The sequence below is a fragment of the Streptomyces caniscabiei genome (genome assembly GCF_014930365.1).
Taxonomy (GTDB): domain Bacteria; phylum Actinomycetota; class Actinomycetes; order Streptomycetales; family Streptomycetaceae; genus Streptomyces; species Streptomyces caniscabiei.
The window spans coordinates 255,339-278,910 of record NZ_JABXWI010000015.1 but is presented as its reverse complement, the minus strand read 5'-3'; the positions used below and the strand labels follow the sequence as shown (position 1 = coordinate 278,910).

The 23,572-nt window shown below is 72.4% G+C and carries 18 protein-coding genes; 5 read left to right on the top strand and 13 right to left on the bottom strand.

Annotated elements, in window-relative coordinates; genetic code table 11:
* Positions 1-483: 483 nt before the first annotated feature.
* Positions 484-1,491 (bottom strand): stage II sporulation protein M, encoded by a 1,008-nt coding sequence (locus HW837_RS36130; RefSeq protein WP_045556360.1) that lies wholly within the window; start codon positions 1,489-1,491, stop codon positions 484-486.
* A 149-nt stretch (positions 1,492-1,640) separates the two neighbouring features.
* On the opposite strand from HW837_RS36130, the gene HW837_RS36125 reads away from it, so the two are divergent.
* The gene (locus HW837_RS36125; RefSeq protein ID WP_177262177.1) at positions 1,641-2,672 is read left to right on the top strand and encodes an RDD family protein; all 1,032 of its coding nucleotides are present in this window, start codon (positions 1,641-1,643) and stop codon (positions 2,670-2,672) included.
* Between the two features lie 99 nt (positions 2,673-2,771).
* Here the strand turns inward: HW837_RS36125 and HW837_RS36120 are convergent, their stop codons facing one another.
* From HW837_RS36120 to HW837_RS36080, 9 genes are all read right to left on the bottom strand, one after another.
* Positions 2,772-3,386 carry a hypothetical protein gene (locus HW837_RS36120; protein ID WP_045556358.1) on the bottom strand — a complete coding sequence of 205 codons (615 nt, stop codon included), beginning with the start codon at positions 3,384-3,386 and terminating at the stop codon, positions 2,772-2,774.
* Positions 3,387-3,547: 161 nt separating this feature from the next.
* Entirely contained in the window at positions 3,548-5,005 is a 1,458-nt protein-coding gene (gene ahcY, locus HW837_RS36115) for an adenosylhomocysteinase (protein ID WP_045556357.1), read from the bottom strand.
* A gap of 435 nt (positions 5,006-5,440) precedes the next feature.
* Positions 5,441-6,418, bottom strand: coding sequence for a cation diffusion facilitator family transporter (locus HW837_RS36110; RefSeq protein ID WP_193380290.1), 978 nt, complete (start codon positions 6,416-6,418; stop codon positions 5,441-5,443).
* A 175-nt stretch (positions 6,419-6,593) separates the two neighbouring features.
* Entirely contained in the window at positions 6,594-7,745 is a 1,152-nt protein-coding gene (gene manA / locus HW837_RS36105; RefSeq protein ID WP_093792984.1) for a mannose-6-phosphate isomerase, class I, read from the bottom strand.
* Between the two features lie 117 nt (positions 7,746-7,862).
* Positions 7,863-8,990, bottom strand: a complete 1,128-nt coding sequence (locus tag HW837_RS36100; protein WP_193380291.1) for an SIS domain-containing protein — start codon at positions 8,988-8,990, stop codon at positions 7,863-7,865.
* A 100-nt stretch (positions 8,991-9,090) separates the two neighbouring features.
* A complete protein-coding gene (locus HW837_RS36095) occupies positions 9,091-9,261 on the bottom strand; it encodes a Trm112 family protein (protein WP_193380292.1) in 171 nt (56 codons plus the stop codon).
* A 246-nt stretch (positions 9,262-9,507) separates the two neighbouring features.
* Positions 9,508-10,872: a phosphomannomutase/phosphoglucomutase gene (locus HW837_RS36090; RefSeq protein ID WP_045556451.1), complete on the bottom strand. Its 1,365-nt coding sequence runs from the start codon at positions 10,870-10,872 to the stop codon at positions 9,508-9,510.
* Positions 10,873-10,988: 116 nt separating this feature from the next.
* A complete protein-coding gene (locus tag HW837_RS36085) occupies positions 10,989-12,605 on the bottom strand; it encodes an L-lactate permease (RefSeq protein WP_193380293.1) in 1,617 nt (538 codons plus the stop codon).
* A 227-nt stretch (positions 12,606-12,832) separates the two neighbouring features.
* The gene (locus HW837_RS36080; protein WP_086786971.1) at positions 12,833-13,261 is read right to left on the bottom strand and encodes a DUF3499 domain-containing protein; all 429 of its coding nucleotides are present in this window, start codon (positions 13,259-13,261) and stop codon (positions 12,833-12,835) included.
* Positions 13,262-13,607: 346 nt separating this feature from the next.
* Here HW837_RS36080 and HW837_RS36075 point away from each other — a divergent pair, with 346 nt between their 5' ends.
* Positions 13,608-14,063 (top strand): metallopeptidase family protein, encoded by a 456-nt coding sequence (locus HW837_RS36075; RefSeq protein ID WP_093793006.1) that lies wholly within the window; start codon positions 13,608-13,610, stop codon positions 14,061-14,063.
* Between the two features lie 253 nt (positions 14,064-14,316).
* Here the strand turns inward: HW837_RS36075 and HW837_RS36070 are convergent, their stop codons facing one another.
* The 3 genes from HW837_RS36070 to HW837_RS36060 form a co-directional block, all read right to left on the bottom strand.
* A complete protein-coding gene (locus tag HW837_RS36070; protein WP_193380294.1) occupies positions 14,317-15,855 on the bottom strand; it encodes a DUF5719 family protein in 1,539 nt (512 codons plus the stop codon).
* On the bottom strand, positions 15,852-19,484 hold the full coding sequence (locus HW837_RS36065; protein WP_093791841.1) for a glycosyltransferase family 2 protein: 3,633 nt from the start codon (positions 19,482-19,484) through the stop codon (positions 15,852-15,854). Before HW837_RS36065 ends, HW837_RS36070 begins: the two co-directional genes overlap by 4 nt.
* Positions 19,485-19,686: 202 nt before the next feature.
* Positions 19,687-19,950, bottom strand: a complete 264-nt coding sequence (locus HW837_RS36060; protein ID WP_003975777.1) for a WhiB family transcriptional regulator — start codon at positions 19,948-19,950, stop codon at positions 19,687-19,689.
* Between the two features lie 627 nt (positions 19,951-20,577).
* On the opposite strand from HW837_RS36060, the gene HW837_RS36055 reads away from it, so the two are divergent.
* From HW837_RS36055 to HW837_RS36045, 3 genes are all read left to right on the top strand, one after another.
* On the top strand, positions 20,578-21,075 hold the full coding sequence (locus HW837_RS36055) for a cysteine dioxygenase (protein WP_093791839.1): 498 nt from the start codon (positions 20,578-20,580) through the stop codon (positions 21,073-21,075).
* 107 nt (positions 21,076-21,182) lie between these two features.
* Entirely contained in the window at positions 21,183-22,142 is a 960-nt protein-coding gene (gene cofD / locus HW837_RS36050; protein ID WP_193380295.1) for a 2-phospho-L-lactate transferase, read from the top strand.
* A gap of 80 nt (positions 22,143-22,222) precedes the next feature.
* A complete protein-coding gene (locus HW837_RS36045; protein ID WP_045556450.1) occupies positions 22,223-23,524 on the top strand; it encodes a coenzyme F420-0:L-glutamate ligase in 1,302 nt (433 codons plus the stop codon).
* Positions 23,525-23,572 lie beyond the last annotated feature (48 nt).

The window sequence follows — 23,572 nt, the reverse complement described above, 5'->3', positions numbered from 1 at the left end:
GATGACCGGCCGGGAACGGGGTATCAACATATCTGGCGTTGATTTTTGGCACGCTGTTGAGTTCTCAAGGAACGGACGCTTCCTTTGTACTCACCCGAGTTACTCTCGGGCTTTCCTCCGGGCAGTTTCCCTTCGGTCTTGCGTTTCCAACCTTACCAGATCCGTTTTCCGTTCCGTTTCCGGTCGGAATTCATTTCCGGTGGCCGTTGGAGGGCCTTACCTAATCGATTACCCTGGGGCTTTCTTTCGGTGAGTCCGACTTTATCAGAAGTTTTTGACCGGGCTGACCGGGCGTTCGTTCCGATTCATCGGGTGGACTCGCTCGGGACATTGCATTCACGAGGAGTCAGTAGATTTTCACTGCCGCCCTGGGGTATGACCACCTCTAGGCAACTGTTCAAATCTACCTCCCCGCAGCGGCCGTGTCAACGGCTCTTGCGGGAACGAAGAGGAGACTAACAGCCCAACGGGGGTGGACGCACATCAGGCGGCCGTCGGGACCGCGGCGCTGCGTTCGTGCTCCTCGACATCGCCCGTGTCGCCTGCCCGGACAGCTCGTCCGCCCAGGACATAGACGTACGCCAGGAAGGCGAGTTCGGCGAGGATGCCGATGCTGATGCGGGCCCAGGTGGGCAGGCCGGACGGGGTGACGAAGCCTTCGATGGCGCCGGACACGAAGAGGACCAGCGCCAGGCCTATCGCCATGCCGAGGGCGGCTCGCCCCTCCTCGGCCAGCGCCGACCGGCGGGTTCGGGGCCCTGGGTCGATGAGGGTCCAGCCCAGTCGCAACCCCGTGCCGGCTGCCACGAACACCGCGGTCAGTTCCAGCAGGCCGTGCGGGAGGATCAGGCCGAGGAAGACGTCGAGGCGGCCGGCCGAGGTCATCAGGCCGATGCCGACGCCCAGGTTGAGCATGTTCAGGAGCAGGATCCAGAGCACCGGCAGACCTAGGAAGATCCCCAGAACCAGGCACATCGCGGCGGCCTGGGCGTTGTTCGTCCATACCTGGGCCGCGAAGGACGCGGCGGGGTGGCTGGAGTAGTACGTCTCGTACTGACCGCCGGGGCGGGTCATCTCGCGGAGCGCGTCGGGGGCCGCGATGCTGGCCTGGACCTCCGGGTGGGTGCCGATCCACCATCCCAGGAGCACGGCGACGAGGGTGGAGAGCAGCGCGGTGGGGACCCACCAGTGACGGGAGCGGTAGACCGCGGCGGGGAAGCCGTGGGTCAGGAAGCGGGTGACGTCGCGCCAGGAGGCTCGTCGGTTGCCCGTGACGGCGCTGCGCGCGCGTGCCACCAGTTGGCTGAGCCGTCCGGTGAGCTGCGGGTCCGGAGCGCTCGACTGGATCAGTGAGAGGTGGGTGGCGGTGCGCTGGTAGAGGGTGACGAGTTCGTCGACCTCGGCTCCGTCGAGGCGGCGCTGGCGGCGGAGCAGGGCGTCGAGGCGGTCCCACTCGGCACGATGGGCGGACACGAAGACATCGAGGTCCATCGGGTGTGCTGCTCCTCGTCCCTCTCGCACTGCGTGTCGGCTTGTCGTACTGATCGCGCCGGTCGTACTGCGGCGCGATATGACCTCAGCTTGGCAGACTGGCCACTCTCGGGGCAGGTCAGGGGATGAATCCGGAAGGGACTACGGGTGTGAGTGAGCTAGTGACGGGCGAGGCGGTGGCGCTGGAACTGCGTCCCGCGAAGCTGCCGAGCCGGGCGCTGGCCGTGCTGCTCGACCTGGTCGTGGCCATGGTCGTCTACCTCGCGGTGGTTCTGGTCCTGGTGCTGTCGACGGCCGGCCTCGACGAGGCCGCGCAGACGGCGATATCCATCGCGAGCTTCCTGCTCGTCCTGGTGGGCGGGCCGATCGCGGTGGAGACGCTGAGTCATGGGCGTTCGCTGGGGAAGCTGGCCTGCGGACTGCGGGTGGTGCGGGACGACGGGGGGCCGATCCGGTTCCGGCACGCGCTGGTGCGCGGGGCGGTCGGGGTGGTCGAGATCCTCATGACGTTCGGGGTGGTCGCGTGCATCGCCTCACTCGTGTCGGCTCGGGGGCGGCGGCTGGGTGACGTGTTCGCCGGGACCCTGGTCGTGCGGGAGCGGGTGCCTGCTGGGCGGGCGGCGTTCGTGCCTCCGCCTCCGCCGTGGCTCGCGGGACAGTTCGCCGCGCTCGACCTCTCCGCCGTGCCGGACGCGCTGTGGCTGGCCATCCGCCAGTACCTGACCCGGATGCGGCAGCTGGACCCGCACGTCGGCGCGGCCATGGCGGAACGTCTCGCCTCGGACCTCGCGGCGCGTATCGGGACGCCGGCGCCCTACGGGGTGCCGCCGGGCGCGTACCTGGCGGCCGTGGTGCACGAGCGGCAGGCCCGGGAGGCGCGGCAGGCGTTCCAGAGCGCGGCAGGGGCGGGCGTGGCTGCGGGTGGCGCGGCACCCGCTCAGCTGCCCGGCGTACAACCGCCCGCCGCACAACCTCCTTTCGCTCAGCCTCCCGTCGCTCCTGCGTCTGCGCAGCCCGGCGGGTATGTGAGCCCTGGCCCGGCTGCGGGCGGGTCCGGATACGCGCCGCCTGCTGGAGCCGTGGGTGCCGCTCCCGCCCCCGGGGCACCGCCTGTCGCCGCCGAGCCGCCGCAGGCGCCGTCTCCCGAGCGGCCGAGTACCGGGTTCGCCCCGCCCGCCTGATCGCGGGTCCCTGTCGTGCGGTGCCGGAGGGCACGGGCTCAGCCTCCCTGCCGGTGCCGACCGGATCACGGCTCAGGCGAATCACCCGGCCAGGCCGCGTCAGTCGAACGTGGACGGCGGGGTCTCCAGGTGCTCCAGCTCGATCCCGGGGGCCGCCAGGACGACGTCGCCCGCGATGTGAACGGTGTGCCGCTCGCCCGTGTCCAGGGCTGTGACCTGGTATTCGTCCACGCTCAGAGGGCCGTTGTCAGTGGCGTGTGCTTCTCTTGCGATCAAGGCCCAGGACTGGTCGAGGGTGCGCGGGGCCAGGACCGGGTCGGTGAAGGCGACGAGGCGTACGCGGGTGGCCGGGGCGGAGGGGGTGAGGCGCAGCAGGCGGGCGGTGGCGATCAGGAACGCCGGGGAGGCGCCGGTGAAGGCGTGGGCGCGGACATTGCCTTCGGTGGCTTCCGAGCCGGTGGGGTCGGTGCGGACCCAGGTGACGCCGTCCAGGGCGGCGCCGCGGACCTGCCAGCTCGCGGCGTGGAGTTCGAGGCGGATGGGGCGGCCGAGTTCGTCGAGGGCCAGGTCGACGGAGCCGGCGTGGTCGCCGGAAGGGGCGGTCAGTTGCGAGACATAGCGCCAGCCGGAGGGGCCGGGCGCGCAGTGGAAGTGTTCCTCGGCGAGGAGGGTGTGGTCGTGCGTGTCGTGAAGCGAATACCGGCCGCGGGGCATGGGGGTCCTGGGTCTTGACGGGCTGGTCCGGCCTGCGGGCGTGACGAGGAGCCGAACGGGCAAGCCCCCGGCACGGGGGTGCGGGGGCCTGCCTGGGTGCTGCCGTGGCGGATGCGTCGGCGGCCGAAGGTCGACGTACGACGCACCCGCCGCCGGGTGGATCAGTAGCGGTAGTGGTCCGGCTTGTACGGGCCCTCGACCTCGACACCGATGTACGAGGCCTGCTCCGGACGCAGGGTCGTGAGCTTCACGCCGAGCGAGTCGAGGTGGAGGCGGGCGACCTTCTCGTCGAGGTGCTTGGGCAGCGTGTACACGCCGATCGGGTACTCGGACTGCTTGGTGAACAGCTCGATCTGGGCCAGGGTCTGGTCCGCGAACGAGTTGGACATCACGAACGACGGGTGACCGGTGGCGTTGCCCAGGTTCAGCAAGCGGCCCTCGGACAGGACGATGAGCACCTTGCCGTCGGGGAAGGTCCAGGTGTGGACCTGCGGCTTGACCTCGTCCTTGACGATGCCGGGGACCTTGGCGAGGCCGGCCATGTCGATCTCGTTGTCGAAGTGGCCGATGTTGCCGACGATGGCCTGGTGCTTCATCTTGGCCATGTCCGCGGCCATGATGATGTCCTTGTTGCCGGTCGTGGTGATGAAGATGTCGGCCTTGTCGACGACCTCGTCGAGGGTCGTGACCTGGTAGCCGTCCATGGCGGCCTGGAGCGCGCAGATCGGGTCGATCTCGGTGACGATGACGCGGGCGCCCTGACCACGCAGGGACTCCGCGCAGCCCTTGCCCACGTCGCCGTAGCCGCAGACGACGGCCGTCTTGCCGCCGATGAGGACGTCGGTGGCGCGGTTGATGCCGTCGATCAGGGAGTGGCGGCAGCCGTACTTGTTGTCGAACTTCGACTTCGTCACGGCGTCGTTCACGTTGATCGCCGGGAAGAGGAGCTGGCCGTCGCGCTGCATCTCGTACAGGCGGTGGACACCGGTGGTGGTCTCCTCCGTCACACCGCGGATCTCCGAGGCAAGCTGGGTCCACTTCTGGGAGCCGTCGGTGATGGTGCGGTTGAGGAGTTCGAGGATGACGCGGTGCTCCTCGTTCTCCGCGGTGTCGACCGCGGGGACCTCGCCGGCCTTCTCGTACTCGACGCCCTTGTGGACGAGGAGGGTGGCGTCACCGCCGTCGTCGAGGATCATGTTGGGGCCGCCGGTGGGGCTGTCCGGCCAGGTCAGCGCCTGCTCGGTGCACCACCAGTACTCCTCCAGGGTCTCGCCCTTCCAGGCGAAGACCGGGACGCCCTGCGGGTTGTCCACCGTGCCGTTCGGGCCGACCGCGATGGCGGCGGCGGCGTGGTCCTGGGTGGAGAAGATGTTGCAGGAGGCCCAGCGGACCTGGGCGCCGAGGGCGACCAGGGTCTCGATGAGGACGGCGGTCTGCACGGTCATGTGCAGGGAGCCGGTGACGCGGGCGCCGGCGAGGGGCTGGGCCTCGGCGTACTCCTTGCGGATCGCCATCAGGCCGGGCATCTCGTGCTCGGCGAGGGTGATCTCCTTGCGGCCGAACACGGCCAGCGAGAGGTCGGCGACCTTGAAGTCCTGTCGGTTTTCGACAGTCGTCATTGCGAACTGCTCCTCGGTGTCGGGTCGAGGGATGGGTAGGGCTGGTCTGCGCGGCGGCGGACACAGGGGTGCCCCGAAGAGGACACAGGCATGCCCGCGTGCGCGCAGCGCAGTCCGTCGGAGGCCCTCTCTCCCTCGGCCGGTCCGCGGTGGGACCGCCCGACCGCCATCAGCAGCGACGTCTGGCTCCGTCCCAAGCTACACGGTGGGCCCGGTCTGCCCCAGTCCGCCTGCGTACAGATCGAGCCGAAGGGAGCGCTGCCGCGGGCGGTGCGGAGACGGACGGCGGAACGGAGGCGGGGCGGGGCGGAGGCCACGCGGCCTGGGGACGAGCAGGGGCCCGTCGCGTCCGTTCGCGCGACGGGCCCCGGTGCTCGGTGCCTGGTGGGGTGGCCCGAAAGCACCGGTGGTCCGGTGCTCCGCGGGGCCGTCGGGTCAGTGCTCGGCGGGCGCGGTCGGGCCGCCGGGGGCGGCCTCGGGGTCGGCGCCCTTGGCGGCTTCGGCCTCGCTGTAGATGTCGGGCTCGAGGTAGATGACGCGGGCGATCGGGACGGCCTCGCGGATGCGGGCCTCGGCCGCGTCGATGGCGTTCGCGATCTCGGTGGCCGTGTCGTCGTGCTGGACGGCGATCTTGGCGGCGACGAGGAGTTCCTCGGGGCCGAGGTGGAGGGTGCGCATGTGGATGACGCGGGTGACGGTGTCGCCGTCGACGACGGCGTTCGCGATCTTCTCGACGTTCTCGGTGCCGGCGGACTCGCCGAGGAGGAGGGACTTGGTCTCGGCGGCGAGGACGATCGCGATCAGGATGAGCAGGATGCCGATGCAGAGGGTGCCGATGCCGTCCCAGACGCCGTCGCCGGTGAGCAGGGCGAGGCCGACGCCGCCGAGGGCGAGGATCAGACCGACGAGGGCGCCGAGGTCCTCCAGGAGGACGACGGGCAGCTCGGGGGCCTTGGCGTGGCGGACGAACTCCGTCCAGGACTTGTTGCCCCGCAGGACGTTGGACTCCTTGATGGCGGTCCGGAAGGAGAAGGTCTCGGCGATGATCGCGAAGACGAGGACGCCGACCGGCCAGTACCAGGCCTCGATCTCGTGCGGGTGCTTGATCTTCTCGTAGCCCTCGTAGAGGGCGAACATGCCGCCGACGGAGAAGAGGACGATGGAGACGAGGAAGGCGTAGATGTAGCGCTCGCGGCCATAGCCGAACGGGTGTTCCGGGGTTGCCTCGCGCTTGGCCTTCTTGCCGCCGAGGAGCAGCAGGGCCTGGTTGCCCGAGTCGGCGAGCGAGTGCACGGATTCGGCGAGCATCGACGACGAGTTACTGAAGAGGAACGCCACGAACTTCGCTACCGCGATCGCGAGGTTGGCGGCGAGTGCCGCCACGATCGCCTTGGTGCCGCCTGACGCGCTCATGTGTCCGAGGTGTCCCTTCGCCTACGCATATGTCTGTGCGTGGGGATGGGTACCCACGCTTCCGTCCGTCACCGGCCGGGCTTTGCCCGCCTTTTGCAGGGGGCATTGTTGCAGCCCGGCCGGGTGTCGGTGCGCCGGGTCGGGAGGGGGCGTGGATCGGGAGGGGGTCAGGCCGTCACGCGATCACGGTCGCGCGGAACAGGGTGCCCGGGCCGGACACCTCGGCCTTCTCGTCCGCCGGTACGAAGACGGACTCGCCGGGTGCGAGCGTGTGTTCGCCGGCCCGGACCGAACCGGCCGTGCAGAGAAGGATCTGCGGGGTGGCGCGGGTGAGGTCGTGCGGGGCGCCGGCCTCGGGGAGGACGAAACGGGAGAGGCGGAACTCGTCGATGGGCGTCTCGTAGACCTCCTCGCCGTCGGGGGACGCCTCCGGGCGCAGTACGCCCGGGTCGGTCGCCTCGAAGCGGACGACGCGCAGGAGTTCGGGGACGTCGACGTGCTTGGGGGTGAGGCCGCAGCGCAGGACGTTGTCGGAGTTGGCCATGATCTCGACGCCCAGGCCGTTCAGATACGCGTGCGGGATGCCGGCGCCCAGGAACAGGGCTTCGCCGGGCTGCAGGCGTACGTGGTTGAGGAGCATGGCGGCGATGACGCCGGGGTCGCCCGGGTAGTGGTGGGCGAGGTCGGCGTAGGGGGCGTGGTCGCCGCCGAGGCGGGCGCAGGCGGCCGCGGCCTCGGTGACGGTGTGGGCCATCTCCTCGGGGTCGGCGCCCAGGACTGCGGTCAACACCTCGCGCAGCGCGGCCTCTTCGGGGTGGGCGTGCAGGAGGTCGACGTACGGCTTGAGGGAGTCGACGTCGAGGGCGGCCAGCAGTTCGGCGGCCCGGAGCGGTTCGCGGAAGCCGCAGAGGCCGTCGAACTCCGTGAGGGCGCAGATCAGTTCGGGCTTGTGGTTGGCGTCCTTGTAGTTGCGGTGGCCCGCGTCGATGGGGATGCCGCGCCGCTCCTCGTCCTCGTACCCCTCCCTGGCCTGTTCGAGGTCGGGGTGGACCTGGAGGGAGAGGGGGGCGCCGGCGGCGAGGAGCTTCAGGAGGAAGGGCAGGCGGGGGCCGAACTTCTCGACCGTGCGGGTTCCCAGCTCGCGTTCGGGTGCTTCGTCGATCACCTCGGTGAGGGGGCCGCGCCCGGTGCGCGAGGGGGCGCCGGGGTGGGCTCCCATCCACATCTCCGCCTGCGGCTCGCCGGTGGGGGCCACCCCGAGGAGCTGCGGGATGGCGGTGGTCGAGCCCCAGGCGTAGGGGCGGACGGTGTTGTCGAGGCGGTCCATGGCGTGTGTTTCTCCGTACGTGGGGAGCCGGTCGGGCCCCGGTCGAGGTCGGGCCCGTTCGGGGTCGGGCTCCGGAAGCGTCCGTCCCGGTTCTGGCTCCGGAAGCGTCCGTAAGGATCAGGCTCCGGAGGCGAGCGACAGGTAAACGGCGGCGAAATCGGTGATGGCGATCATCTCCGCGAGGGTCTCCAGGTCGCTGCCCTCCTCGGGCTCCAGCTCGCTGATCGCGGTGTCGTGGCCGAGGGCCAGCTCGCGGGCGGCCGGGACGGCGCTCAGGCCGCCGGTGGGCCGGTCGCGGACGAGCACCACGCGCGCGTGCATGACGGGAGCGTCCTCGACGCGGTCACGGAAGAAGTCGTCCGGGTCGGCGTTCCCGGCGAGCGGACCGGACAGCAGCACCGCGTGCGAGGCGAGCGCCTCCGGTAGCTGGGCGACGACGGCCGGGCGCCCGGCCAGTTCGGCGAGCGCGGCGGCGAAACGGCGGCCCACGGGTCCTGCGGTCTGGCCCTCGGTCCAGATCATCGGGAGGGAGTCGGCCAGCTCGGCGGCGAGCGTCTTGGCCGGATTGCTGTACGTGGCGATGGCCGGGCCGCACCGCTCGGCGACGTGGTCGAGGCGGTCGGCGACCTTCTGCAGGGCGTCCGGCGCGGCGGCGACCAGGCCGGTGCGGTCCAGCAGCGCGAGCATCGGGGTGAGCAGCGCCCAGAGCACGCCGGGGGCGGCGGCGCCGAGGGGCACCTCCTGCTCGTACGGGGCGCTCGCCATCGGTACGAAGAGCCCGTGGGCGCCGTCCACGGCCTCGGCGACCGGGGTGCGGGGCGGGGCCACGGCGACGACCGTGCAGCCGCGCCGGTAGGCCTGCTCGGCCAGGAGCGACAGGCCGGGTTCGGTGCCGTCGGCGGTGGCGATCATGAGGAGGTCCACCGAGCCGGCCCAGCCCGGGAGGTCCCAGCGGAGGGCGCCCGGCGCGGGGGCCACGCCGGTGGGGTGGATGCGGGTGAGGGGGCAGCCGGCTCCCGCGAGGGCGCCGAGCAGGTCGGCGACGCCCGCGGAGGCCATGCCGGGGCCCGCGATCAGGAGGGCGCGGGGGCGGCCGTCCGGTTTCAGGTCCGCGATGCCCGCCTCGGTGCCGAGGCGGATGGCCGTGCGGACCCGGGCGCCTGCCTCGGCGGCGCCGCGGAGCAGGTCGCGGCGGTCGGCCTCCGACAAGGCGTCGGGGGTGTCTAGCAGCGATTCGTCGAGCATGGGCGGCAGCCTCCGATCGCCGGGTGCCCTGATACGCCTTTTCACCGGGTTTCCCGGCTCGTGCGGGGTTACGCCTTGCGCGGGAGCGTGATCGCGTGGGTCACGAGGGGCGACGGGCCTCGTCGACGAGGAGTACGGGGATGCCGTCCCGGATCGGGTAGGCGAGGCCGCAGTCCTGACTCGTGCAGGTCAGCTCGGTGTCCTCCTCGGTGAGGGGGGCGTGGCACGCCGGGCAGGCGAGGATCTCCAGGAGGCCGGCTTCGAGCGGCATGTCTCGGTCCCTTCGGGGGCGGGGTCGTGCGGTGCGGCCTGGTCAGAGTACCGCCGTGGGGAGGTTGGCGCCGGGGTTGGGGGCGGGGTGGTTCGCGCCCCCGCCGCCCCTACCCGGCCCTCCCCCACTCTCGGCTTCGCTCGAGCGGGAGGTGCCCCCACGAAGGGGCTGCGCCCCTTCGACCCCCACACGTCCGTCCGGTGGGGGCTGGTCGCGCAGTTCCCCGCGCCCCTTAAAAGCAGGGGCTCAGGCCCTGATGATCGCCAGGACTTCGTCCCTCACCTTTGTCATCGTCGTCTCGTCCCTCGCCTCCGCGTTCAGTCTCAGCAGGGGTTCCGTGTTGGAGGGGCGGACGTTGAACCACCAGTCGGCGGCGGAGACCGTCAGGCCGTCGAGGTCGTCGAGGGTGATGCCCTCGCGGCCCTCGTAGGCGGAGCGGATCGCGGCCAGGCGGCCCGGCTGGTCGGCGACCGTGGAGTTGATCTCGCCGGAGCCGGCGTAGCGGTCGTACTGGGCGAGGAGGCCGGAGAGGGGGCCGTCCTGGCCGCCGAGCGCGGCAAGGACGTGGAGGGCGGCCAGCATGCCCGTGTCGGCGTTCCAGAAGTCCGCGAAGTAGTAGTGGGCGGAGTGCTCGCCGCCGAAGATGGCGCCGGATCTCGCCATCTCGGCCTTGATGAAGGAGTGGCCGACCCGGGTGCGCACCGGCGTGCCGCCGTTCTCGCGCACCACCTCCGGGACGGACCAGGAGGTGATCAGGTTGTGGATGACTGTGCCCTTGCCGCCGTTCCTGGCGAGTTCGCGGGCGGCGACCAGGGCGGTGATCGCGGAGGGTGAGACGGCGTCGCCGCGCTCGTCGACGACGAAGCAGCGGTCGGCGTCGCCGTCGAAGGCGATGCCGAGGTCGGCGCCCTCCTCGCGGACGCGCTTCTGGAGGTCGACGATGTTCGCCGGGTCGAGGGGGTTGGCCTCGTGGTTCGGGAAGGTGCCGTCCAGCTCGAAGTACATCGGGACCAGGTCCAGCGGCAGGCCCGCGAAGACCGTGGGGACGGTGTGGCCGCCCATGCCGTTGCCCGCGTCGACGACGACCTTCAGGGGGCGGACGGAGGTCAGGTCGACGAGGGAGCGGAGGTGGGCCGCGTAGTCCTCCAGCGTGTCGCGCCGAGTGATCGTTCCCTGGGTCGCCGCCGGCTCCGGGGCACCCGTCTCGCTCCAGCGTTCGACCAGCTCGCGGATCTCGGCGAGGCCGGTGTCCTGGCCGACGGGGGCGGCGCCGGCGCGGCACATCTTGATGCCGTTGTACTGGGCGGGGTTGTGGGAGGCGGTGAACATCGCGCCGGGCAGGTTCAGCGCGCCCGACGCGTAGTACAGCTGGTCCGTGGAGCAGAGGCCGATCTCGGTGACGTCCACGCCGAGCGCCGCCGCCCCGCGCGCGAAGGCACGGGACAGGCCGGGCGAGGAGGGCCGCATGTCGTGGCCGGTCACGAGGGCGTCGGCGCCGGTCACCTGGGCGAAGGCCGCCCCGAAGAGCTCGGCCAGGGGCTCGTCCCACTGGTCCGGGACCACCCCGCGTACGTCGTACGCCTTCACGATCGTCGACAGATCAGCCGCCACGGCCACACCCTCCTGAAGTCCCCACCGGATCACCCCAAACTACCCGGAGGGGCCGACAGCCGAGGGCGGGACCTCCGGGTGACGGCCGAGGGCGGCTCGGGTCCGGCGGAAGGGCTTCAGGGAAGCATCCATTCCAGTACGGGCGTGCTCTGTCCCACCACGATCAGGCACATCACCAGCAGCAGTCCGAGGCTCCACGGCAGCACCTTGCGCAGCAGGTCGCCCTCGCGTCCGGCGAGGCCGACGGCGGCGCAGGCGATGGTCAGGTTCTGCGGGGAGATCATCTTGCCGAGGACGCCGCCGGAGCTGTTGGCGGCGGCGAGCAGTTCCGGCGACAGGCCCGACTCGCGGGCCGCGTTCACCTGGAGGGCGCCGAAGAGGGCGTTGGCCGAGGTGTCCGAGCCGGAGACCGCGACGCCGAACCAGCCGAGCACCGGCGACAGGAAGGCGAGTCCCGCGCCGGCCGCCGCCACGAAGTGGCCGATGACGGCGGCCTGTCCGGAGAGGTTCATGACGTAGGCGAGGGCGAGCACCGACGTCACGGTGAGGAGGGCGAACCGCAGTTCGTGGACCGTCGCCGCCCACTCCCTGACCGCCACGCGCGCGTGGACCCCCAGGATCACGGCCGTGAGAACGCCGGCCAGCAGCACCAGCGTGCCGCCGGTGGACACGATCGGCCAAGTGAAGACGTTGCCGCCCACCGGATCGCCGTCGGGGCCCGCGACGTTCAGGAAGGGCCAGTCGTACGTCCGGGTCGCCCCCGCCAGCCAGTCCTTCACCGCGGGGAGCTGGGCGACGGAGAAGATCACGACGATCAGCGCGTACGGGGCGTAGGCGCGCAGGACTTCGCGGGGCGGGTCCCGCTCGTCGAGGTCCTCGCTGCGCACGCCGGTCAGGACGGCGGCGCGTACGGGCTCGGCGGCGGGCCGGCGGGCGTGCGGTACGGCGACGAGGGCGCCCGCGCCCAGCAAGGCGGCGCCGATGTCGGCGAGTTGTGCGGAGACGTAGTTGGAGGCGATGAACTGGCCGATCGCGAAGGCGAGTCCGCACACGAGGGCGGGCACCCAGGTCTCGCGCAGCCCGCGCCGCCCGTCGACGAGCCAGACCAGCACCAGGGGCACCACGAGGGCGAGCAGCGGTGTCTGGCGGCCGACCACGGACGCGACGGCGTCCAGGGGCAGTTCGGTGACCTGGGCGAGGGTGACGACCGGGGTGCCCATGGCGCCGAAGGCGACGGGCGCGGTGTTCGCGACCAGGGCGACCACGGCGGCCTTCACCGGTTCGAAGCCGAGGGCGACGAGCATGACCGAGCAGATGGCGACCGGCGCGCCGAAGCCGGCGAGAGCTTCCAGGAGCGCGCCGAAGCAGAACGCGACGACGAGCGCCTGGATGCGCGGATCGTCGGAGAGCCGTCCGAAGGAGCGGCGCAGGATGTCGAAGTGCCGGGTGTGGACCGTCATCCGGTACACCCAGAGGGCGTTGACGACGATCCACATGATCGGGAAGAGGCCGAAAGCGGCCCCCTGGGCGGCGCTGGAGAGCGTCTGGCCGAGCGGCATGCGGAAGGCGAGCCAGGCGACCAGAACGGCCGTCAGAAGGCCGATCAGGCCCGCCAGATGGGCTTTCAGCCGTACAACGCCGAGCAGCACCAGGACGGTGACGAGAGGCACGGTCGCGACGAGGGCGGACAGGCCGAGCGAACCGGCCACGGGTTCCAGTTGCTGGACGTACACGGAGCCTCCCCGGATTCCGCGATGCGGAAGCGGTTTCTCACGGCACGGGCACCCGGAATGATCGCGTCCGCACCGAGGCGGCGTCAACAGGCGTGCGCCCTCGCGGGGAACGGTGCGAGCGGAAAGAGCCACGACGGGAGCGGAGTTACGACGACGGCTTCTCGCCAGAGAGAGACCGGAGAGGAATGCCGGAGAGGAATGGGTGACAGCCCCAGGTCGGCCGGAGATCAGTTGTCGGGCGAGCGCAGCACCCGGAGGTGGCCGCGGCGGGCGACCTCCATCGGGTCGGCCGTGCGGGCGCCGCCACCGCCACCGGCCTCGGCCGTGCGCCGCTGCGGACGGGCCGCCTCACGCACGGCGTTGGCGAGCGCCTCCAGGTCGTCACCGCTGGGGCGCGCCGGAGCGGAGGCGTCCAGCAGCCGTACGACCTCCCAGCCGCGCGGCGCGGTGAGGCGCTCGGAGTGCTCGGCGCACAGGTCGTAGCAGTGGGGTTCGGCGTAGGTGGCGAGCGGGCCGAGGACCGCGGTCGAGTCGGCGTAGACGTACGTCAGCGTCGCGACGGCGGGGCGGCCGCAAGCGGTGCGCGAACAGCGACGTACAGGGCTCACGACGTTGGACGGTACCGCACTCTTGAGCGGGCCGCGACGACTCTGCACCAGGTCACTCCCCCGTGTCGTGCTGTGAAACGCCCCACACGCCCCTGGAAACCCACCTCGTTGACCTGCGGGTAACCCCGCGTCCGGAATGCCGAACAGTACCGGGGCCGATCAATTTTCCGCACAAACCACGCTAATTGGCGTGAGATCGCCGGTCTCGTGGAGGTACGGAAACGAGCCCAACCTTGGCTGGAACGGTCATCCCGCGACAGGCCCCACGGCCCGCCGGGGCGCCTCCGCGCGGCGAGCCGGTTGGACAGGCCTGGTCAGCGGTGCCGGGTCCGGGGCGCGGCCGGGAGTGTGGAGCCGGGCGGGCGGACCGTGCGGGGACTACGCTTCACAGGTGATGGACGACCTCGTACCGCCCCGCGCCGCCTCCGCACCCGGGCCCCGCCGCCGAGATCGGCACGGCAGGGGGATGCGCGGGCCCATCGCGCCGCCGCAGGTGCCGCTCGCGGCGAGTCGCGCGGACGTGTTCGCGGATCTCGTGCAGGACTCCGTGGAGCGGCTGGAGCGGCGGTGGCCGCAGCTGGCGGACATCGACTTCCTCGTGCTGGAGGTGCCTCGGCTCGACGGGCCCTCGGACGGGGCGTGGAACGACGAGGCGGTGCCGCTCGGGGGGATCGTGGTGGCGCGGGAGGGGCGGCCGGCTCGGGTCGTGGTGTATCGGCGGCCGGTGGAGATTCGTACCAAGGGGCGGGAGGAGCGGGCCGCGCTGGTGCATGAGGTCGTGGTGGAGCAGGTGGCGGAGTTGTTGGGGCTGAATCCGGAGACCGTGGATCCGCGGTACGGGGAGGACTGACGTCGGTGGGTGTGCCCGGGAGGGATTCGCCCCCGCCGCCCCTACCCGTCCCTCCCCCACTCTCGGCTTCGCTCGAGCGGGAGGTGCCCCCACCAAGGGGCTGCGCCCCTTCGACCCCCACACGTCCGCCCGGTGGGGGCTGGTCGCGCAGTTCCCCGCGCCCCTTAAGGGCCTACGGCCCTTTCGGGCCGAAAAGCACGGGGCGCAGCCCCTGCTTTTCAGGGGCGCGGGGAACTGCGCGAGAAGCCCCCACCTACCGCTGCATGATCGACAAATCCTGGCGCGCCTCCGGGACCGCCACCATTCCCCGGTCGTCCGGGAGGGTCTGGATCGTGAAGGCGGGGATGCCGTCGAGCTTGGATTCGAGGGTGCGGGAGGCGTAGACAGGGGCGCCGGACGTGGACTCCACGGTGAGGGCGTAGGTGCCCTTGAGGCCGCTCGGGGCCGGCATCTCGACCTTCTGGGTGGTGCCGGCCTTGATCTTGAAGGTCTTCGTCGTGGCCTCGCCCCCACCGCTGCCGGCGGACACGGTGACCTTGACCTCGGCCGTGCCCGTGGGGGCGGTGAGGGCGAGCGTCGTGCCCTTGGCGCGGTTGTCGGTGACGGTGGCGCGCGCGCCGACCGCGCGGGTCGCCGGGATGAAGGCCGTCTCCTGGTCGGCGCCCTTGCCCCGGACGACACGGAGGGCGGCCACCACCGGGACCGCTTCGCCGGTGGGGGCGAGGATCAGCGACCCGGGCTCGCCGCGCGTGATGTCGCCCAGGTCGGCGGTGGCGGTCATACCGCCCTTGACGTGCAGCGTCTCGTTGCCTGCCGGGGTGATCGAGCCGCTCGGCGCGGCGAGGCGCAGCTTCAGGTCGGCGTCGGTCTCGCCGGGGGCGAAGGCGACGAGGGTGACGGAGGTGGCGTCCTCCGGGATGCCGGGGAGGACCAGGGTGCCCGCCGGGTCGGCCGCGGCCGAGAGCCAGTCGCCGCCCTGCTTGTCGTCGAGGGCCTGGACCGCGGCGGCGACCCGGCCGCTGCGGACGTTGATGTGGACCGTGAGGCCGGCCTCCTTCGCCGTGGCGAGCGTCGACAGCAGGACCGGCTCGCCGGAGCGGGGCTGGACCGTGATGCCGTCGCCCACCGTCGACTTCAGGGCGCCGTCCTTGCCGAAGAGCTCGATGTCGACGACGGCCGCCGAGTCGTCCGGGTTGACGAGGTGGACGTAGTCGGTGCGGCCGGCGGCCGTGCTCGCTCCCGGGAACCAGAACTCGGTGTCGGGGGCGGAGCAGTTGACGCCCAGCAGACCGCGGCCGGTGCCGGCGGCGACCTCGGTGGTCTCCTGGACCGTCCAGCCGGGCGCGAACTTCCCCTCGGCCGTGCCGATCAGCGCGGGCGAGTCACCGCCGTCGGTGCTGTCGGCGACGGGCTTGCCGGGCTCCTTGGCCTCGATGACCGGCTTGGCGACCTTGCCCTTGCCGCTGCCGTCGCCCTTGTCGCCCTTGTCGCCCTTGTCGTCCTCGCCGCCGGTGTCGGGGGCTGCCGATCCCCCGCCGGCCGCGACGAGTTCGGCGGCGCCCTCGCCGCCGGTGCCCTTGGTGACGGGGGTGAACGCGGTGTACGCCGTCTCCGCGAGGTCCGACGTGCTCGGCTGGGGGCAGAGCAGACTCGTGCGCTGCACGGGGAGTTGGGCCGCCGCCTTCGCCGTGGTGTCGCCGCCGGAGGCGTCGGGCGCGGAGAGCGTGGCGAAGCCGGTGACTGCGGCGAGGGCGGTCGCGCCGGCGATCAGGGACAGGGTCTGGCGGTTCACTGCTGGTGGCTCCCGTCGGGGCGCTCGCTGTCGGCGTCGGTGCCGTGCGACGGGTCGTACGTCGCGTCGTAGCCCTGGGCGTACGTCTGGTCGTACGAGGCCGTGTTGCCGCCGTAGGTGGCGTACGGGTCGTACTGGGCGCCCTGGTAGGGGTCGGCCTGGTACTGCTGTTGGTCGTAGGCGCCCGCGGGGTACTGCTGACCGCCCTGGTAGGCCTGGTCGTAGTGGCCGTACTCGGCGCCCGCCTGGTCCGCGGTCGCCCACTCCCCGTACGTCTGCTGCTGCGGGACGGGGGCGCCGACCGGGGTCTCCTCCGGCGCGGGGGGCAGGCCGGCGTCGGCGGACTGTTCGGCCTCCGCCTCCGCCTGGGCGCGCAGTCGGCGGGCGCGGCGGCCGTCGCCGGTGAGGTCCTGGGCGGGCACGGCGACGGGCTCGTCGGGGAGGTCGTCGTCGACGTCCCGGCGGCGGCCGGGCAGGGCGAGGACCACCAGGACCACGGCGAGCGCACCCTGGGTCCACAGCCAGCCGGTGTGGGTGACCGGGGCGTCGAAGGTGACGTCCAGCCGGCCGCCGTCGACGGGGAGCTGGAAGCCCTGGGCCCAGCCGTCGACCGTGGTCGGGGTGAGCGGCTTGCCGTCGAGGGTGGCCGTCCAGGACTCGTCGGCGGTGTCGGCCAGCCGCAGGACCCGGCCGGAGCTGCCGGCCGGGATGGTGGTGTGCACGTCGACGGGGCCCGCGGCGACGGGCTCGGGGGCGCCGGAGGATGCCTCGATGGTGACGCGCGCGACCTGGCGGTCCACCCGCCACAGGGCGCTGCCGTCCTGCTGGCTGAGCCTGCTCAGACCGGGGGTGGCGTCCAGGACCCGGCCGACCTCGCGGGGCGCGCCCGGCCGGACCAGGACGTAGCGCACGGCGAAGCCGCCGAGTTCGTCGGTCTGGTCGGCGCCGGAGCCCGCGACGAGGTTGGCGACGACCTTGTCGAGCTGTTCGTTCTCCCCGGCGCCGGCGGTGAGTTCGGCGTCGCCGAGGCGGACGCCGGAACCGCGGATCAGGGTGTAACCGACCTCGGCGGTGGAGTCGCTGTCGAGGACCAGGGTGCGGGCCTGGTCGCGGGTGCCGCTCTCCTCGGCGACGAACGCGGGCACCTGGACGGGGTCACGGCGCTTCAGGGGTCCGTCGGCGCCGCCGAGCACCCAGCCGGCGGCGGCCAGCAGCGGGCCGACGGCGGCGGCGAGCGCGATGAGCACGGCCACCGGCTGGCGCCAGCCGAAGCTCTGTTCGGCCACCCGGTGGCGGGCGCCGTCGGCGCCCAGGGTGGCGGCGGCGAGGAGGGCGAGGCCGTAGACGAGGGTCGCGGGGCCGGCCCAGGTGGAGCCGTTGGAGAGGACGGCGAGGACGAGGGCCACCAGGGCGGCCGTCCAGGCGGTGCGGATGGCCGGCTGGCGTTCCGCGCGCAGCAGGGCGGCCAGCGCGGCCAGGACGACACCGATGAGCGTCAGCCCGCCGACCGTGCCGGGCCCGCCGGGGCTGATGCCGAGCAGGTCGGTCGCCGAGGCCGTGCCGGAGCCGTACTCCAGGCCGGCCTCCTCGAAGAAGCCGAACGGCAGCAGCGTCAGCGACCAGGGGGCGAGGATCAGCAGCGGGGTGCCGAGCTGGGCGATGAAGCGGGGGCCGTAGGCGGTGAGCTCGCGGCGGCGGACGACGAGGAGCCCGAGGCCGAGGAGCAACGCGATGGGCCACACGATCGGGGTGAACGCGGTGGTGATCGTCAGCAGCAGCGCGTACGCCCAGGTGGCACGCCAACTGCCGCGCGCCCCCGTGTTGTTCGCGAGCCCGGAGGCCGCGGCGCCCGCGCGGGCGATCAGGGGCAGCAGGATCGCGAGGACGGCGGTGCCCAGGCGGCCGGTCGCCAGCGCGCCGGTGACGGCGGGCAGGAAGGCGTACACGATCGCGGCCCAGGCGCGCAGCAGCCGGGACTCGACCAGGGAGCGGGAGGCGAAGTACGCGGTGAAACCGGCCAGCGGCACGGAGGCCACCAGGAGCACGGTGACCGCGAGCCCGGTGGAGCCGAACAGCAGCGAGGCGAGCATGGCCACGACGGCCAGGTACGGCGGGGCGGCCTCGGCGCCGCCCGCGCCGACCGGGTGCCAGGCGTCCAGGTAGCGCGACCAGAGCTCGGCGGAGTCCGCGGGGGCGGGCAGCAGGGTGCCGCCGGCCAGCGCGCCGCCGCCGAGCAGTGCACGGCAGGCGACGAGCGAGGCGAGCAGCAGGAGGGCGAAGAGCACGGGGCCGGGGGCGCGCGCGATGCGCTTGAGCCGGGCGAACTGCTCGACCTGGAGGAACTCGGCGTCGTCGTCGCCGGGGCCCGACTCGACCGCGCCGCCGTGCCGTCCGGCCGGGGTGGTCTCGGCGTCGGCGCTGCCGAACAGGTCGCCGGCGACTTGTTCGACGGTGGCCCGAACGGTCGCTCCGGGCGGCGGGAACAGCGGCCGCAGCTCGCCCTTGTCCAGCTGCGAGCGACCTCGTCTGCGCCGCCCGGCGATGATCCGCTCGGGCCGCAGCAGCACGCTCAGCAGGCCCCGGATCTCGTCGACGGCCTGTCCGGGGACCTTGCCGACGAGGTACGCGACGATCCTGAGCAGGGTGCCGAGGACGATGCGCAGCAGCACCCAGGGGAGCTGTGCGGTACGGGAGTTGACGAGGAGGGTGTAGACCGCGCCCGCCTTGTCGACCATGTGCGGGGAGGCGGCGCTGCGGCCCACGCAGTCGACGGTGCGGCGCTCGCGCGAGGAGGCCTCGGCGTGCCGGACGACGGCCTCGGGGGCGACGAGGACGCGGTGTCCGGCGGCGGTGGCGCGCCAGCACAGGTCGACGTCGTCCCGCATGAGGGGCAGTCGCCGGTCGAAGCCGCCCAGCTCCTCGAAGACGTCGCGGCGGATCAGCATGCCGGCGGTGGAGACGGCGAGGCTGGGCTTGACGTGGTCGTGCTGACCCTGGTCCTGCTCGCGGCGGTCCAGGCCGGTCCAGCGGCGGCCGGAGGGGGCGATGGTGACGCCGACCTCCAGGAGCTGACGTCGGTCGTACCAGCCGCGCAGCTTGGGGCCGACGACGGCGACGTCGTCGCGGCCCAGCTCGCGTTCGTTCTCCACGACGCGCAGCAGCTGGGCGAGGGCGTCGGGTTCGGGGGCGCAGTCGTCGTGCAGCAGCCAGAGCCACTGGACCGGCTCCCCGTGGGGGAGTTCCGGCAGGTCGTACGCGTCGTCGCGCCAGCTGCGGGTGACCGGGTCCCAGCCGCTGGGGCGGCGGAGGTACGCCAGGTCGTCCTGGGTGAGGACGCCAGCGGTGCGGTTGGCCTCCTCGACGGCCTGGCCGAAGCCGGTGCGGCGGGCGAGGTGCAGGACGCGGTCCTCGCCGAGGGCGTCGGAGAGGAGCCGGGCGGAGTCGTCCGCGCTGCCGGTGTCGGCCGCCATGGCGCTCTGCACGGGGCGCTCCTGGCCGAGCAGCCCGGCGAGCGCGTCGGGCAGCCAGCGGGCGCCGTCGTGCGCGACGAGGACCGCGGTCACCACGTGACGTGGGAACTCGGGAGTGGCAGCGTCGTGGTGGGCTGCGGTGTGGCTGTGCACGGACATCGAGGTACGGGCCCCGGTTCGATGGACTGCGGTGGACGTCTGTGTCCGGCGGGGACAGCGGGACGTCTCGGACGAGGGCCCACACTAACGGCTGGGCAGCACGGCGGCCCGCCGCCTGTGGACAACCCACGCGCGACGGGCCGGACATGTTCGGTTGTTTCTGTTCGACTGTTCCCGGGACGGGTCGGGTGTTCCGGGAGGGTCAGACGGCCGCCTTCTTGAGGCGGCGGCGCTCGCGTTCCGACAGGCCGCCCCAGATCCCGAACCGCTCGTCGTTCGCGAGGGCGTATTCGAGGCACTCGGAGCGGACCTCGCAGGCGAGGCAGACCTTCTTGGCCTCGCGGGTCGAGCCGCCCTTCTCGGGGAAGAAGGACTCGGGATCGGTCTGGGCGCACAGCGCGCGCTCCTGCCAGCCGAGTTCCTCGTCCGCGTCGTCGACCAGCAGTTGCTGCACGAGCTCGGTCATGTGCGCCCCTCGTCCGTCTTTCGCGTCCCCGTCGTGCGGCCGTTACCGATTTCGGCTGAACGACACGAGTGAAATTACAAGTGTGCTGCTACGGGCGAGTCAAGCCGAGATCTGCTATTGAGCCCCTTATTCACTCTGCGGAACCAAGGCTATGCGGAAAGTGTTCAAATCGGCATAAACCCTGACAGCAGCGCGGCCGCAGAGGGGAGTTCTCACCGGATCACCCTTCCTTACGGGGAAAGACGCCCAGGAGTTCGATCTCGTTCCGGCTCGATCCGACTCGCTCGTTCCGGGTTGTGCGCCATGTGTCCCCGACTCCCGCAGCACAAACCTTTCGCCGTGCGGATACACCGAAAGAGGTGAACGGTCATCCACATACCGGACGCGAAGTTGACAGCGGAGGTGTGAACCGCTGTGCTTGTGGGCATGCTCGCGCACTTGGCACTCACCTCGACCCGCACCGCCGGGTCCCACGGTGCTGCCCGCTGCCGCTGTAGCTGTTGCTGTCCCAGCTGTTGAGCGTCACCCGCTCCGGCTGCCACTGAGCCCGTCCCGGCTCGGCTGCTGTTCCCGCACGCGAAACCCAGCCCTCCCCCACGCACTCATCGTCGAGGACCACCTCTCTTCATGAACAGCGACAGCGACCTCCAGATCGCCGGCGACCTTCTCGAAGTACCGCACCTCCTCCAGGCGCCGCGCCAACACCCCGTCACCGTGGCCGAGTTCGCCGGACTGGCCCGATCCCTCGCCGACGACCGCTCCCGCTGGGAGCACCTCGTCGAGTACGACGCGACCACCCGCTGGTACCACCGGCTGCAGACCGGGCCCGGCTACGAGGTGTGGCTGCTGTCCTGGGTGCCGGGACAGGGCACCGGGCTGCACGACCACGGGGGCTCCTCCGGCGTACTGACGGTGCTCGACGGCACGCTGACCGAGCGCACCGACCGGGGCACGCGCGTGCTCGGCGCGGGCGCGCAGCGGGTGTTCGCGCCGGGCTACGCGCACGAGGTCGTCAACGACACGCTGGAACCGGCCGTCAGCCTGCACATCTACTACCCCGGTCTTACGGACATGCCGATGCGCACCAAGGCCTGCGCGACCGGGGTGGCGACCGCCACGGTCTGAGCCGGACACCGGGCCCCGCCGGGCCCGCCGCCCGCCCCGGGGTGCGAAACCGGCCGTGATCACGGCCGGGCGACCCGCTGTCGTACCCGCCTGCGAGACTGAGTGCCATGCGCATTGTGGTTCTGGCAGGCGGCATCGGTGGTGCCCGGTTCCTGCGCGGTCTGAAGCGGGCCGTGCCGGACGCGGACATCACGGTCATCGGCAACACCGGGGACGACATCCACCTCTTCGGGCTGAAGGTCTGCCCGGACCTCGACACGGTGATGTACACGCTCGGCGACGGCATCAACGAGGAGCAGGGCTGGGGCCGTGCCGACGAGACCTTCCACCTCAAGGAGGAGCTCGCGGCGTACGGCGTCGGGCCCGAGTGGTTCGGCCTGGGCGACCGGGACTTCGCCACGCACATCGTGCGGACCCAGATGATCGGCGCCGGATATCCGCTCAGCGCCGTCACCGAGGCGCTGTGCGACCGGTGGAAGCCGGGCGTGCGGCTCATCCCGATGACCGACGACCGCGTCGAGACCCATGTCGCCGTCGAGGTGGACGGCGAGCGCAAGGCGATCCACTTCCAGGAGTACTGGGTGCGGCTGCGCGCCTCCGTGCCGGCCGAGGCGATCGTGCCGGTCGGCGCCGAGCAGGCGAAGCCCGCGCCCGGGGTCCTGGAGGCGATCGCCGAGGCGGACGTGATCCTCTTCCCGCCGTCGAACCCCGTCGTCTCCGTCGGCACCATCCTCGCCGTGCCCGGCATCCGGGAGGCGATCGCCGAGGCCGGGGTCCCCGTCGTCGGCCTCTCCCCCATCGTCGGGGACGCGCCCGTGCGCGGTATGGCCGACAAGGTCCTCGCCGCCGTCGGTGTCGAGTCCACGGCCGCCGCCGTCGCCGAGCACTACGGCTCCGGGCTGCTGGACGGCTGGCTCGTCGACACGGTCGACGCGGGCGTCGTCGAGCGGGTCGAGAGCGCCGGGATCCGGTGCCGGGCCGTGCCGCTGATGATGACCGACGTGGACGCGACAGCGGAGATGGCGCGTGAGGCACTGGCGCTGGCGGAGGAGGTGCGGGGGGCGTGAGCGATACGCGGGACTCCCGGGAGTCACAGCGAGCGCGGGACCTCGGAGACGCGTCGGGCGCGGCCTCGGGTGGGGACGGTCTGCCCGGTCCCGCCTACCGGGTCTGGGCGCCGACGGGGATCCCCGAGGTCCAGCAGGGGGACGATCTGGCCAAGCTGATCGCCGCCGCCGAGCCGAGGCTGGCCGACGGGGACGTGGTGCTCGTCACCTCCAAGATCGTGTCCAAGGCGGAGGGGCGGTCGGTCGAGGCGGTCGACCGGGAGGCCGCGATCGACGCCGAGACCGTGCGGGTGGTGGCCCGGCGCGGGGCACTGCGGATCGTGGAGAACCGGCAGGGGCTCGTCATGGCCGCCGCCGGGGTCGACGCCTCCAACACCCCTTCCGGGACCGTGCTGTTGCTGCCCGAGGACCCCGACGCCTCCGCGCGGGCGATCCGCGACGGACTCAGGGACGCGCTCGGGGTCGAGGTCGGGGTCCTGGTCACCGACACGTTCGGGCGGCCCTGGCGCAGCGGGCTGACGGACGTCGCCATCGGTGCGGCGGGTGTGCGGGTCCTCGACGACCTGCGCGGCGGCACCGACGCGCACGGCAATCCGCTCAGCGCGACCGTCGTCGCCACCGCCGACGAGCTGGCCGGCGCCGGTGACCTGGTGAAGGGCAAGGCCGCCGGGCTGCCCGTCGCCGTCGTCCGGGGGCTCGGGCAGATGGTGGCCGAGGACGCCGGCGAGGGGACCCGGGCGCTCGTACGGGGCGCGGCGGACGACATGTTCCGGCTCGGCACCTCCGAGGCCGTACGGCTGGCGGTGACCCAGCGGCGTACGGTCCGGGCGTTCACGGACGAGCCGGTGGACCCCGGGGCGGTGCGGCGGGCCGTGGCAGCGGCCGTGACCGCGCCGGCGCCGCACCATACGACGCCGTGGCGGTTCGTGCTGCTGGAGTCGGAGGAGTCGCGGGTGCGGCTGCTCGACGCCATGCGGGACGCGTGGATCGCGGATCTGCGGCGGGACGGCAAGAGCGAGGAGTCCATCGCGAAGCGGGTACGACGGGGGGATGTGCTGCGGGGCGCGCCGTATCTGGTGGTGCCGTGCCTGGTGATGGACGGGTCGCACACGTACGGGGACGCGCGGCGGGACGCGGCCGAGCGGGAGATGTTCGTCGTCGCCGCGGGCGCCGGCGTGCAGAACTTCCTCGTCGCGCTGGCCGGGGAGCGGTTGGGGTCGGCGTGGGTGTCGTCGACGATGTTCTGCCGGGATGTCGTACGGGGGGTGCTGGGGCTGCCGGAGGGGTGGGATCCGATGGGGGCGGTTGCTGTGGGGCACGCGGCGGTCGCGCCCGCCGCTCGGGCTGAGCGGGACGCGGGGGCGTTCATCGAGGTGCGGTGACGCCGGAATGGGGCCGGGGTGCCTACGGTTAGGGGTGGCCCGGGTCTC

Coding starts and splice junctions, on each gene's coding strand:
- HW837_RS36130 (WP_045556360.1), bottom strand. CDS start 1,491: ATGGACCTCGATGTCTTCGTGTCCGCCCATCGTGCCGAGTGGGACCGC.
- HW837_RS36120 (WP_045556358.1), bottom strand. CDS start 3,386: ATGCCCCGCGGCCGGTATTCGCTTCACGACACGCACGACCACACCCTC.
- ahcY (WP_045556357.1), bottom strand. CDS start 5,005: ATGACGACTGTCGAAAACCGACAGGACTTCAAGGTCGCCGACCTCTCG.
- HW837_RS36110 (WP_193380290.1), bottom strand. CDS start 6,418: ATGAGCGCGTCAGGCGGCACCAAGGCGATCGTGGCGGCACTCGCCGCC.
- manA (WP_093792984.1), bottom strand. CDS start 7,745: ATGGACCGCCTCGACAACACCGTCCGCCCCTACGCCTGGGGCTCGACC.
- HW837_RS36100 (WP_193380291.1), bottom strand. CDS start 8,990: ATGCTCGACGAATCGCTGCTAGACACCCCCGACGCCTTGTCGGAGGCC.
- HW837_RS36095 (WP_193380292.1), bottom strand. CDS start 9,261: ATGCCGCTCGAAGCCGGCCTCCTGGAGATCCTCGCCTGCCCGGCGTGC.
- HW837_RS36075 (WP_093793006.1), top strand. CDS start 13,608: ATGGACGACCTCGTACCGCCCCGCGCCGCCTCCGCACCCGGGCCCCGC.
- HW837_RS36065 (WP_093791841.1), bottom strand. CDS start 19,484: ATGTCCGTGCACAGCCACACCGCAGCCCACCACGACGCTGCCACTCCC.
- HW837_RS36060 (WP_003975777.1), bottom strand. CDS start 19,950: ATGACCGAGCTCGTGCAGCAACTGCTGGTCGACGACGCGGACGAGGAA.
- HW837_RS36055 (WP_093791839.1), top strand. CDS start 20,578: ATGAACAGCGACAGCGACCTCCAGATCGCCGGCGACCTTCTCGAAGTA.
- cofD (WP_193380295.1), top strand. CDS start 21,183: ATGCGCATTGTGGTTCTGGCAGGCGGCATCGGTGGTGCCCGGTTCCTG.